We start from the raw sequence: 12848 nt of genomic DNA on the forward strand, positions 1-12848 counted from the left end.
TCGGTTTTTTATCTTATAAATTTTTTGCTGCTGCAATCACTAGCATGATCCAAGAAGCGATAAATGCCACTCCGCCAATTGGTGTAATGGCACCTAGAATCTTCACCTGAGTCAAGGCAAGCACATAAAGGCTTCCTGAGAAGAAAAGAATGCCTGCCAGCATCACCCAGCCAGCGGTCGGCACTAGGGAAACACCTGACAGCTTATCTGCCAGAAAGGCGACAATAAATAGGCCAATGGCATGGAACATCTGATATTGAACCCCTTTATTCCATATCTCAATATACTTTTCAGGAATTTTCCCTTCCAGTCCATGTGCACCGAAGGCTCCAAGACCAACCGCAAGCATGGCGTTAATGGCACCTAATATGAAAAATAGTTTCATTCGTCATTCTCCTTATCTCATCAATTATGTTTATCATAGCGCGGGTCTTATCCAACATTCAACTTTCCTATGATGCTGACACGAGATTGTCGGATTTCTTCTTCTTTCGCAGTAGCACTTGATCGACCACAATCGCAATCAGTGTGCCAAGCACAAGACCATTGCTCAATAAAGAAATCAGCACAGGATGCATGCCTTTCAATGCTCCCTGCGGCACAAACATTGCGCCCACACCTGCTAAAACAGCGATGCCAAGCACAAATCGAATGCGCGGGATGTCTTCTTTTTCATACTGATCGAATTCAGACATAGCAATCCCAATCATAGAAGAGAACACCACAAAGTTCACAGCCAGCCCCACAGGAGAAGGCAATGCAGAGAAAAAGCTCATCAATAATGGAAATAAACTAATGAGGACAATGAGCAGACTGCCAATAAAAAATGGCTTTCTCGATGGAATTTTGGTTGTTTGTATAAAGCCCGCTGCCCCCGAAATAGGGACAGGCGCAATCGCACCAATCAGTCCGCTTAGCAAATGACCAAATGCGGCGACAAAACCAGCCGGTCTGGCTCGTTTCCGCTCACGCAGTTCACCAAATGCCTTGACGGAACTTTCCACAATTCGAATACTTGCCAGCATATTCACTATGAGTAAGATCGTAATAAAAAAGGACGTGACAAGCAGTCCGCTGTCAAAGACCGGCATGCCAAATGGAAACAGTTTTGGAAACTCAATGATCTGCTCAGGAATGCGAACAGGCTTCGCTAGTCCGAGTAAAGCAAATAACAGCCAGCCGCCTGCAAGTGCGAATAACACAGAAAACTGTCTTAAATAATGCCATTTTGAGCGGCTGATCATGAAGGTGATGACAATAATCAAGATCGATAGACAAAAGACAAGCCCATCTACCTGATTTCCCCGATAGCCAATCCCCATCAGCCCTTTCATGATTGGCTGACTTAACTGCACAACAAGCAGCAGCAAATAAATACCTGTGACAACCGGCGTAAATAAAGACGCGAGCCAATTAATGATTTTAAAGAGACTAAAAATAAAAAAGAACGCAGCACTAAAAATTAAAGCCCCTTGTAATGCTTGCAAGGTTTCAGGATATGTGGCAAAAATCGTCCCTGTCATGCCTGCATATAGGGTATATACCCCCCACCACAGCCCTGCTGGACTTTCATTGATCGGCAGCATATGACCGCATAAACACTGCACCATCGCCACAAGTCCAAGTGAAAAGAATGTACTCTGAATCAGTTCCGCCGACTGCACTTGATTTAATTCAAATGCTTGTGCAATCGCAATTGGCACAGCAATAGAAGCTGCGATAAAAAATGCCATCCACTGAATGGCGCCCAAAAATAGTTTCAACCCGATCACCTTCCCTTTGTCGTGACAAGACCATTAAAAATCAAAAATAGAGTCACCGTTGCCATCTTTCTCTTGTTGACCCTCTTCTTTATGCTGAAATTTCTTTGCACCGCTAGTGCCCATCAATTTCTCTAGCATGGCTTGATCCGTAGACACAGCCGGTGCAGATGGTGTCTGTATAGATGGAGGTGGTGAAATGACCGAAGACTGCGGCATTTGCACCTGTGATGATGTGTCGAGAATGACATCACATAGTGAAGAGATGACCGCCGCTTGACGTTTCACCTCTTCATCATTTCCACTTTGTTTTGCTTTTTGAATGGCTTCCTCCATTTTTTGAAGCAGACTTGATATATGAATATTCAAGGGTAGACCCTCCAATCTAAAAAATTCGTTTTCCAACATTATTTTACCAAATGAACAAACCGAATGGGTTCATTTTTTCAAAGCTGTGTGCTTCTGATCCTCTTATTTGACCCTTACCCAAGATTCACACATAATAAAAAAGAAACAATATCGTCTTTGAAAGGACTGAAAGATGAGCAAACTCACTGAACTCATTCACAAACAAAAAAACGTGCAAACACCAGCGGTTCAAGATCGAATCCGTCTTCTTAACGATTTGAAAAAAGCCATTAAACATCATGAAAAGGACATATTACAAGCCTTAGCCCATGATTTACATAAATCCGAACAGGAAGCCTATACAACAGAAATTGGCATGGTATATGAAGAGATCAATCATACCGTCAAACATCTTCACAAATGGGCCAAACCATCTCGCGCGAAAACACCCCTGACCCATATCGGATCGAAAAGTATGATCATTAAGGAACCGTACGGAAGTGTTCTGATTATTGCCCCTTGGAACTATCCTTTCCAATTGGCCCTTTCGCCATTAGTTGGAGCCATTTCTGCCGGAAATGCCGTTACTTTAAAACCGTCAGAATTAACGCCGCACATCTCAAACGTGATTGGCACGATTGTGGAAAGCGTGTTTCAAGAAGATCTTGCAGCGGTCGTTGAAGGCGGTGTGGATGTCAGCACAGAGCTTCTGAAACTGCCTTTTGATTATATTTTCTTTACTGGAAGTGTAGCCGTCGGCAAAGTCGTCATGGAAGCGGCCGCAAAGCACCTCACACCTGTCACACTTGAGCTCGGCGGAAAAAGTCCATGCATTGTCATGCCTGATGCAGACATCAAGCTCGCTGCGAAGCGAATCACCTTTGGTAAATTCACGAATGCTGGTCAAACATGTATTGCACCAGACTATTTACTTGTTCATGAATCGATCAAAGAGGACCTATTGCGTGAAATGACGACCTGTATCCGTGACTTTTACGGGAACCAGCCTGAAACAAATCCGCATTTCGGAAAAAATGTCAGCCAGCGTCATTTTGATCGGCTTTCACAATTTCTCTCAAATGGTACGATTGTGACAGGTGGACAGCGTAATGAACAAGAGCTCAAAATCGCACCGACCATTCTAGATCACATTACATGGGAAGATCCTGTGATGCAGGAGGAAATTTTCGGACCTATTTTGCCTGTCATCACATTTGACTCTCTTCAAGAGGCAGCTGACATGATTAAGGCAAGACCGAAGCCGCTCGCTCTTTACTTATTTACAACAAATAAAGAAACAGAAGCCTATATTCTAGACAACCTCTCATTTGGCGGAGGCTGTATCAATGATACACTGATGCATGTCGCCACTCCATATTTACCATTTGGAGGCGTTGGTGAAAGCGGTATCGGACGATATCATGGAAAAGAAAGCTTTTTCACCTTTACGCATGAAAAAAGTGTCCTGCGCCAGACCAATCGCTTTGATTTTTCTTTCCGATATCCAAATGCGAAAAACGGACTCGACATTGTCCGCAAATTTTTAAAATAAACAGGACGAAGGGATTTTCCCTCGTCCTATTTTGATTCGATGTCCTTGATACACCAGTTGATTTCATCGATCCCCATTTGCTTTAAATAGGCGTTTACTTTTGAGAACGGACGGCTGCCAAAAAAGCCGTTTCTTGCAGAAAAAGGACTTGGATGAGGTGACTCAATGATGTAATGCTTGCTTTGATCAATTCGTTCTTTTTTATTTTGCGCATGTCTGCCCCAAAGCACAAAAACGACTGGCTGATCTCGGTCATTCAGGACGTCGATGACGCGGTCTGTCACACGTTCCCAGCCTTTGCCTTTATGCGAGTTCGCTTCCCCTTTTCTTACAGTGAGCACGGTGTTTAACAGCAAGACACCCTGCTCTGCCCAACTGACAAGCGAGCCATGGTTAGGGACCGGACAACCGAGGTCATCCTTTAGCTCCTGAAAAATATTTCTCAAAGATGGCGGATGTTTGACACCAGGCTGAACAGAAAAGCTTAATCCGTGTGCCTGTCCTGGACCATGATAAGGGTCTTGTCCCAAAATCACGACCTTCACATCTTCATACGACGTCAAATGGAGGGCACGATAAATGTCATCTGGTTTTGGAAACACGATCTGCGTACGATATTCTTCCTTTACCCACTCACGTAATTCCTGATAATATGGCTGTTCAAATTCACTTTTCATCACAGCCCACCAGCTATCATTTAAAAATGGCTTCATTGCGGTTGTCCTCCTTCTGTCTGCTGTGCCAATCTTGAGATCATCGGTTTTCCATCCCATACAATCTCACTCTCTGATTCTCGTTTTTTCATCGCTGGTTCTTCTAATAGGACAGCAAAGTTTGCTGTCGGCAAATCACCCAGCCCATGCTTTTCACTCAGATCATCTAAGTAGGTCTTCCTTGTTTCACCAAGATCACTCGACTGATTGCCCCCACCATCAAAGAACGCATAGATCACACTGGCAGTCGGCACTCGTTTGGCTCGTGCATGCTGCGTAACACGCAGGAAAAAGTCCCAGTCCCAGTAGTGATGCATCGCTGGATCAAAATAGCCGATCTCATCGTGTATGCGGCGTTTGTACATACTACCAGAAGGAACATATGTAGAAAAAACACGCATGTCCTCAATGTCCGCTGTATAAGCAAACAAACGTCTTGATACTGGAAAACGAGTCGCACCTCGTTCTTCAAACGAAACAATTTCCGCATCCGAAAAGACAAAATCAGCGTCTTCTAGCGCCTTGCTCATACGTTCAATATGACAAGGTGTAAAATAATCATCGTCATCACTCAGCATAATGACGTCACCTGTCAGCTCCCGCACCCCAACATTTCTTGCGTTCACATGCTGGACATTCTCATCTAAATGAATCAAGCGGATTGGCAGCTCTGGATAGAGTTCCTGAATCACGTCCACTCGCTCTCCTGCATCATTTACGACCACAATTTCAAAAGGCTGTACGCTTTGTCTCGAGATGGATTCAAGCAGTTCACACAATGCGCTCAGCCGGTTATGTGTCACAATTAATAAAGAAATCTTCATATCGGCCTAACTCCTTTAATAGATTCGTCTTTTTCATTAAAACATAAATCGGCTTTCTTCTCATGATATAAAAGACGGTTTGATTGATCGAGAAAATGGGAATTTTTGATGAAAAGGAGTGATGATGATGGAATTTTTCACAGTTGAGAATAGTAAAGAAGCCAAACAGACGATCGAACAGATACAGTCAGCAAAGGACGATGTGTTTGTTTTTGCGTATGACCCCGAACGCTCTGATACCGTTACTGAGTATACGGAAGCAAAGAGCATGACAGCTGTCGATCAAGGGATTTTAGATCAGATCGCCAATGTCATTCGCACCAGAGATGATGAACTGATGGCCAAAATGATGTCGACCGGCGCCGATCAAGAATTAGCCTTAACGCTTTTAGAGGAGCTGAAAAAAGGGAAATTGGTGATTTGTAAAAGGTAATGGATGAGGCGTTCCTTGAAGAGAGGAACGCTTTTTTATGCCGTTTCATTGTGATAAATGGAAAAGCTGATTATAATAAGGGATAGAACAGTAACTGTTACACATCACATTGGAGGTTCAGCAACTATGTCTATGAATAAAGCACTCACCATCGCAGGTTCGGATTCAAGCGGCGGTGCAGGTATCCAAGCAGATTTAAAAACGTTTCAAGAAAAAAACGTCTACGGGATGACAGCTTTAACCGTTGTCGTTGCAATGGATCCTCATAACAACTGGGATCATCAAGTGTTTCCAATCGATACATCAACCATCCGCGCGCAGCTCTCGACGATCGTGGAAGGCATCGGTGTAGATGCGTTAAAAACAGGTATGCTGCCAACAGTTGACGTCATTGAACTCGCAGCTGAAACGATCAAAACATATGAGCTGAAAAATGTCGTCATTGATCCTGTTATGGTATGTAAAGGTGCGAACGAAGTCCTTTACCCAGAGCACGCTGAAGCATTGCGCGAAAAGCTCACACCACTGGCAACAGTTATCACACCTAACCTTTTCGAAGCAGGTCAATTAAGCGGCATTGGCGAGATCAAAACGATGGAACAAATGGAAGAAGCCGCAAAACGCATCCATGAACTTGGTGCAAAGTATGTGGTCATCACTGGCGGCGGTAAGCTAAGCCCAGATAAAGCGATTGACTTGCTTTATGATGGACAAACCTTCGAACGCCTTGAAACAGATAAGATCGACACAGAATACACACACGGCGCAGGCTGCACATTCTCAGCCGCAGTCACAGCTGAACTAGCCAACGGCTCAGACGTGAAAGAAGCCATTTATGCAGCAAAAGAATTCATCACAGCTGCCATTAAAGGCTCGTTCCAACTAAACGAATACATCGGACCAACGAAACATTCCGCACATCGTTTGGACAAATAAAACAATAAAAACCGATCCGCCGCTTGGGTGAATCGGTTTTTTTGTTTTTGTTTATCGTAAGCTGAGTCTCTGTGCGAATAACCAATCTGTTAAGCCCGGCGTCTCATAAGCAGGCGTCCATGATGCATGATCATACCCATACTTGCTTGCATACTCGGTATAAATCGGTCTTCCACCAGCTTTTTGAATAGCTTGAATTGTATTTCTCGCATAACTGATAGAAATAATGGAATCATCCTCTGCATGAAATGCCCATATTGGCTTGTTCGCTAAAATTCCTGCCTTACTTGGATCTGCACCCCCCGCAATAGGAATCATCGCTGCAAACAAACGAGGATATGTGATGTTCAACTGATACGAGCCAAATCCGCCTTGAGATAAACCAGTCGCATAAATCCTTTTCTGATCAATCTTATAAGAAGTTAACACATGCTGAAGCACATCATACGCTTTGTGTAAATCTGGTGAAAATTGAAACACATTTGTCAGGTCGATTTCATTTTGCGCGTTTCTTGTTAAAGCAAAACCCCCATCCACAGCATTTCGAGCCTGAGGTGCTAGTACGTATGCAGGATGTTTCTTTTGAACTTCAGGAGAAGCCCATAAAACTGCACCATCATTTGCAAGTAACTGCTTTTGATTATCAGTCCCCCGCTCCCCTCCTCCATGTAAGAACAGGACGAGAGGATAAGCTTTACCCCTCTTATGATTTTTCGGAATGTATAACCGATAAGGCATTCCTTGATATTCAAAAGATAAAAAAGATGAGGCAATGTCCTCTCGTGTGACAAAACGATAATTGTACGTAGACGTAGCAAGGCGATGTCTATTTTTGTAAACGCTTACTTTTAAAGTCGTATCGGTATCAATTTGAATAGGCTTTGTATATCGCTGACTTTGAGTTGTCGGCTGGCTGCCATCTGTTGTGTAATAAAGAGAAGCTTTTGGCACCTGAGAATGGAGTGCCACCTCTTGTGAGCGATAATATTGACCAGATGGTACGGAGGCAGTAGGTGTAAAAAATGATGTGTGTTGCGTTCGGGCAGATGAAACGGAAGGATGAAGAAAACTCATAGAAAATAGCACAATGATAAAGGTGATCAGACATTTCTTGGTTGCATGGTTCATATCGTTCCTCCTGTATATGCTCAGATGAATTTTTATTTATTTTGTATCATGACAAAAGAAATGTCAACGCTTTCATTTAATTTTTCTGAATGATCTGACTAAAATAAAAAAAGCATACCCGCACCCAGGTACACTCTTTCACCATACTTTTTTACCTACTTTTGCTGATCAGATTCTTTCGCCATTTTTCGAATAAAGGCTTCAATGGATTCAACAAATAAGGCATATTCTTTCATTTGTTTATACGTATCTGACAGCTTCTCTTTTAATTCTTCCTGCTCTAGAGAAGGTTCACCGAGAATAGATTGGACTTGAATCAGCAATTCTTTATATTCTTCACGTTTATCTTCAACATGATCTGCCATTGTCTCCAAGCGTTTTCTAGTCGTCGGCTGCTGTTTTGAATTCAAGTAAACAACCCCTTTTTGTCCTACCGCATTTGGATAAACGTCAGCCTCAGCTGTATATATTTTAAAATGATACCATAATTGAACCTGTTATCATATATGTAAAACGTCATCAAACCGCTTTAGGCCAACCTTGTATATACATGATATAGGCTTTAAGATACAGGCTGATCTCACTAGAAAAAGCAGATCAATGATCTGCTTCTTTTTGCAAATGCCACGTCTTCAATTTAAGCTTCGTTTCATTTCTACCACTGATGGAGATTGATTTATTTCCCGGGGAAGGAAAGTAACGTGCAGTAAATACTTCCCGGCCTCCGTTGACAAAAATCTCAATCGATGATGCATCAATAAAGATATGCAAATCCTGTAATTCATCAATTTCTACTTCACGAACTTCCTTTGTTCGATCTTCAAATCGATCTCGCTCTAACGTTAGTTTGCCTTCATCTTTATCATAAATGATACGAGCAGCAGCACGGATACAGCATTCAAATCCTTTTTGTGTTTCAATTTGATCAATGAATACCTCTGCGCTCGTCAAATCTTCAACAGGAATGGAGTGAACAGATCGTTTAACGTGAAAAACATGCTCCTGCTCATTTGTCCGCATAGATCGAAGTTCACTTACCGGCTGTTGAATAAGACGCCCTTCATCATCTAAACGAAGCTCTCTCGGAATCGTCAAACAATGGATCCATTGATAAGAGACAGTTGGGTGATGCTCTTCCCCTTGATCTGGTACACCCATCCATCCCATTAAAATGCGTCTGCCCGATTCATCTTGGAAAGTCTGCTGTGCATAAAAGTCAAAGCCACGATCCAGCTCCTCAAACGCTCCATGCGTATATTGGTAGGTACGATCATCCAATGTACCAACAAAATAACCAGATTGATGTGTATTGTTGTATTTGAATCCATCAGGCTTCAGCCCCTGTGGTGACACGATCAATACATCCTGACCGTCTAATTCAAATAGATCTGGACATTCCCACATGTATCCGAAATGATCTAATCCATTCTTTCCACTGCCTGCAATAATGCCTTGAAACGTCCAATTGTCTAATGTATCAGATGTAAATAAGACAAGATGTCCTTTGAGATCTTCACTTTGTGCTCCAAGGACCATGTACCACTTTCCATTCCGCTTCCACACCTTCGGGTCACGAAAATGTGCAGTGAATCCCGCTGGCAAAGTCGCCACGACACCTTTTTTCTCAAAATGAACCCCATCCTCTGACACAGCTAAACATTGATATGTCTCACGGTTCCCTTGCTCGTCACGGACATTTCCGGTATACATCACGTACATACGACCATCGTCAATGACTGCACTGCCAGAATAACAGCCATTTTGATCAAACCAATCACTTGGCGTGAGGGCAGCCTCTTCATGCTGCCAATTCACTAGATCGGTTGATGTGTAGTGACCCCAGAATTTTGCCCCATGACCTGTTTTAAATGGCTGCCACTGATAAAACACATGGTAGACTCCCTTCCACTGAATCAATCCATTCGGGTCATTTAAAAGACCGACTGGCGGCATTAAATGGTAGTTCTGACGGTACACATCTTTTTTCACCAAATGCTCATAGTTTCGAATACGATCTGTTACCTTTTGACGAAGTGCTGCGTCCGTTGTTGTCATCACTGTGACCACTCCTTGATTATTTTTCGACTTCTTTGATTTTAAAGATGATGGTAAGAATAAATGAAACAGCAACAGCTATTAACATACCAATAACATAATTTACCACATTTTGTAAACCAAATGGGGCTGCAATTGCAATCATCGGAATCCCTGTTAAACCATAAGCGTTGGCGGCTACCTTCGTGAAGACGACAAACGCCCCGCCTAATGCACCTCCGATCATTGCAGCAATAAATGGCTTACGATAACGAAGATTCACACCGAATATGACCGGCTCTGTAATACCTAAGAAAGCAGAAAATGCTGCTGGTAAAGCAATTTCTTTCGTTTTTGCACGCTTTGCTAAGAAAAAGACCGCTAGCCCAGCTCCGCCTTGAGCGACGTTAGACATGGCCCAGATCGGCAGCAAATAATTCCGTCCAATATCATTTAGAAGTCCTGCCTCAATCGCATGGAAGCTGTGATGAACACCTGTCAGTACAATTAAAGAATAAGCGCCTCCAAAAATAAGTCCAGCTAAGAATCCTGCATGGTCATAAACATAAGTGAGTGCATTTGAGATTCCTGTACCGAGCATTCTCCCTAGCGGTCCTACAGCAATAAACGTCACAAATCCAGTCACAATCACCGTCACAAACGGCGTCACAAGTAAATCAATACTGTTCGGCACAACTTTTCTTAAATTCTTTTCAATCACGCACATGATATACACAGTTAATAACACGGGAATGACCGTTCCTTGGTAACCAAGAAGCGCAATATCAAAGTTGAATAGATGCATATATTCTGGTTTTGCGTCTGTCAGTCCCCATGGATTCAGCAAGCTCGGGTGAATCATAATGCCCCCAATGACAGCTCCTAAATATGGATTTCCACCAAACTCTTTGGCTGCACTAACCCCAATTAAAATCGGTAAAATGATAAAGGCAGCACTTGAGAACATATCTAGCATTTGGAAGATGGCAGAGCTTGGATCAGCCCATTTGAAGGCTTTCATCATACCTAATAGGCCCATTAATAAACCGCTTGCTACAATCGCTGGAATGATTGGTACAAAAATATTCGATAGCGTCTTAGCAAAACGTGCAAGTGGATTCATTTTTTGCTTCACGGCTTCATCATGGCTGGCAGGTTTTTGATTCTCGTCGTCTGCCTCAAGACCCGCCTCACGAGCAAAAGGCTCATATACTTTGTTGACAGAACCTGTTCCAAATATGATCTGGAATTGACCCGAGCTTGAGAAGGCACCCTTCACACCCTCAAGTTCTTCAATGGCATCTTTGTCAATCAACGCCTCATCTTTCATCACCAATCGGAGTCGTGTGGCACAATGTGTTGCGCTAATGACATTTTCTTTGCCGCCTAATAATGTTGTTAATTCTTTGGCTGTTTTTTGATAATCCATGTTGTCTCCCCCTTTTTTTTAAAACAAAAAAGACCTAAAATTCACCAACGATTAAAGGACATACACGTCCCCTCGTTACGCAAATTTTAGGTCTTGCCTGCCTGACAGTCACAATCCCACGATATTGGTTTTTGATTACGCTTTCATCATAGTATAAGAGCGTGACCTGCGTCAACCTATTTTTTCGAATCAAATGACCCATATACACTAATTAGAGTAGTGTGCATAAAAAAAAGCCTGCGGACAGGCACAACCTTTACACCAATTCGGCATCCTGCAGACGCTGGACATGCAGCGTGATGTAGCCGATCTCCGATTCAGGGAGATGAAGTCCATATTCTTTTTTCAGCAAATCAGCCAGTCCAAGTGCACACCGGTAAGCCGAATCATACTTTGTTTGGATAAAAGTCAGCATGTCATCGTCCATGATTTGAAATGCTTCATTCGATTCCAACCTGCCTAATGCATACCTCAAATGTGTCACAAGCCGCTGATATGAAATACTATCCTCATCAATCGAGCGCTCAAAAACGCTTTCGATATGCTCGATCATTTCTTTGATCATCGTTGTGTATTTGACCGTCTTCTTCATGGACTCCGTATTCATTTTGGCCGTATGAATATGAAGTGCCACATACCCTGCCTCATCGTCCGGCAGGTCAACCCCAAGCCGCTCCTTTACATAACGAATGGCATACTTTCCAATATCATATTCCTGCTTATATAAGACTTTGATCTCACCAAGCAATTTATTATATAGCACAATGCCTTTTTGAACGCGTTCAATGGCAAAGGATAAATGATCTGTCAGTGAAATGTGGATATGATCACTGAGCGGCATCACGAGTTCACCCTCTGCATAACTAATAATATGCTCTGCCACCTCAATATGCGCTTCTGGCAATGTCGCAAGAATTTGTTTGAATTTCTCATTTTCTTCACGCACAACAAAAATTTTCTCTATTTTTTGAACGGGAACGACGTCATTTTTCCCCTTCTGAAAAGCAATTCCGGGCCCCATCACAATTTTCTCCTGATCACCCTCCTTTACAACCACTGCATTGTTATTCAATATTTTATATATCTTCAAGGGGCATCCTCTCCCACAGATAACGTGTCTTATGTGGGATTTTACCCTGTTTCAACTTTTCTGTAAAGATAAGAGCGGACCGGCACGCGCCTCTCTCGTTGTCTTTTCATAAAGCATCATCAGACTTTCTTGAAACGGCTTTTCTGTCCTGCGCTTCTTCTTCTTTTCATCTGCCAGTTTCTCTAGCTTTCTCTCATTCACCGCAAGAAAGAATCCTCCATCCACTGCTGCCACTTTCACCCCTTGCTTCTTCAGCAGCTCACCAGGATTCACAAGCACATTCATCACAAAACCAAACCATACACTCAACCAGTTCTTCCATTTCTTCACTGAACATCCCTCCGATTTCCTTAGAATCTAGCAGTTCTAGCAAATTAACTGTTCCTATCATATCCCGAGAAAAAAGAGAGGTTTGTCACAATCTGGGTGAAAAAACGAACTAGTTTTCAGAAGTTTTGTTGAAAAGTGCAGAAGATGAGCATGTTCCACAATGTTTCTATGAAAATTTTATACACACACTATCCCAAAGATAAGCACATCTTATCAACAGGGTTTATCCACATATCAACACCCTCTTACTAGATTTTGTGTATGAGATTTT

Annotated in this window: 14 protein-coding genes; 3 read left to right on the plus strand and 11 right to left on the minus strand. The window is 42.7% G+C overall.

The features are described 5' to 3' along the window. Positions 1-13: 13 nt before the first annotated feature. The 3 genes from NSQ17_RS18080 to NSQ17_RS18090 form a co-directional block, all read right to left on the minus strand. A complete protein-coding gene (locus NSQ17_RS18080; RefSeq protein ID WP_003215282.1) occupies positions 14-385 on the minus strand; it encodes a DUF423 domain-containing protein in 372 nt (123 codons plus the stop codon). 67 nt (positions 386-452) lie between these two features. Next, positions 453-1763: a purine/pyrimidine permease gene (locus NSQ17_RS18085; RefSeq protein ID WP_041507947.1), complete on the minus strand. Its 1311-nt coding sequence runs from the start codon at positions 1761-1763 to the stop codon at positions 453-455. 33 nt (positions 1764-1796) lie between these two features. Next, on the minus strand, positions 1797-2129 hold the full coding sequence (locus NSQ17_RS18090; RefSeq protein WP_008343634.1) for a YwdI family protein: 333 nt from the start codon (positions 2127-2129) through the stop codon (positions 1797-1799). Positions 2130-2301: 172 nt separating this feature from the next. Between NSQ17_RS18090 and NSQ17_RS18095 the strand changes: the two genes are divergently transcribed. After that, complete coding sequence (locus tag NSQ17_RS18095) at positions 2302-3660, plus strand: aldehyde dehydrogenase (protein ID WP_342467656.1); 1359 nt, start codon at positions 2302-2304, stop codon at positions 3658-3660. Positions 3661-3686: 26 nt separating this feature from the next. On the opposite strand, the gene NSQ17_RS18100 is transcribed toward NSQ17_RS18095, so the two are convergent. Both NSQ17_RS18100 and NSQ17_RS18105 read right to left on the minus strand, forming a co-directional pair. Next, positions 3687-4373, minus strand: a complete 687-nt coding sequence (locus NSQ17_RS18100; protein WP_017360124.1) for a uracil-DNA glycosylase — start codon at positions 4371-4373, stop codon at positions 3687-3689. Beyond that, positions 4370-5197, minus strand: coding sequence for a glycosyltransferase family 2 protein (locus NSQ17_RS18105; protein ID WP_041091348.1), 828 nt, complete (start codon positions 5195-5197; stop codon positions 4370-4372). The genes NSQ17_RS18100 and NSQ17_RS18105 overlap by 4 nt, the downstream gene beginning before the upstream one ends. A 121-nt stretch (positions 5198-5318) precedes the next feature. Here NSQ17_RS18105 and NSQ17_RS18110 point away from each other — a divergent pair, with 121 nt between their 5' ends. Together NSQ17_RS18110 and NSQ17_RS18115 are read left to right on the plus strand one after the other, a co-directional pair. Further along, complete coding sequence (locus NSQ17_RS18110; RefSeq protein WP_234925075.1) at positions 5319-5630, plus strand: general stress protein; 312 nt, start codon at positions 5319-5321, stop codon at positions 5628-5630. A 126-nt stretch (positions 5631-5756) separates the two neighbouring features. After that, entirely contained in the window at positions 5757-6566 is an 810-nt protein-coding gene (locus NSQ17_RS18115; protein ID WP_008343648.1) for a bifunctional hydroxymethylpyrimidine kinase/phosphomethylpyrimidine kinase, read from the plus strand. 51 nt (positions 6567-6617) lie between these two features. Here NSQ17_RS18115 and NSQ17_RS18120 read toward each other — a convergent pair whose 3' ends face one another. The 6 genes from NSQ17_RS18120 to NSQ17_RS18145 all read right to left on the minus strand — a co-directional run bounded on the left by NSQ17_RS18120 (position 6618) and on the right by NSQ17_RS18145 (position 12577). Continuing rightward, the gene (locus tag NSQ17_RS18120) at positions 6618-7694 is read right to left on the minus strand and encodes a chitobiase/beta-hexosaminidase C-terminal domain-containing protein (protein ID WP_342467657.1); all 1077 of its coding nucleotides are present in this window, start codon (positions 7692-7694) and stop codon (positions 6618-6620) included. A gap of 155 nt (positions 7695-7849) precedes the next feature. Next, entirely contained in the window at positions 7850-8104 is a 255-nt protein-coding gene (locus tag NSQ17_RS18125) for a hypothetical protein (protein WP_008359596.1), read from the minus strand. Between the two features lie 187 nt (positions 8105-8291). Further along, positions 8292-9749 (minus strand): sucrose-6-phosphate hydrolase, encoded by a 1458-nt coding sequence (locus NSQ17_RS18130; protein ID WP_135009553.1) that lies wholly within the window; start codon positions 9747-9749, stop codon positions 8292-8294. Positions 9750-9768: 19 nt separating this feature from the next. After that, entirely contained in the window at positions 9769-11157 is a 1389-nt protein-coding gene (locus NSQ17_RS18135; RefSeq protein WP_035702471.1) for a sucrose-specific PTS transporter subunit IIBC, read from the minus strand. A gap of 256 nt (positions 11158-11413) precedes the next feature. Further along, a complete protein-coding gene (locus NSQ17_RS18140) occupies positions 11414-12247 on the minus strand; it encodes a PRD domain-containing protein (RefSeq protein WP_342467658.1) in 834 nt (277 codons plus the stop codon). 51 nt (positions 12248-12298) lie between these two features. Further along, on the minus strand, positions 12299-12577 hold the full coding sequence (locus tag NSQ17_RS18145) for a hypothetical protein (RefSeq protein ID WP_041091342.1): 279 nt from the start codon (positions 12575-12577) through the stop codon (positions 12299-12301). Positions 12578-12848: the final 271 nt, after the last annotated feature.

It is taken from the genome of Bacillus sp. FSL W8-0629, from assembly GCF_038593225.1.
GTDB classification, from domain to species: Bacteria; Bacillota; Bacilli; order Bacillales; family Bacillaceae; genus Bacillus; species Bacillus altitudinis.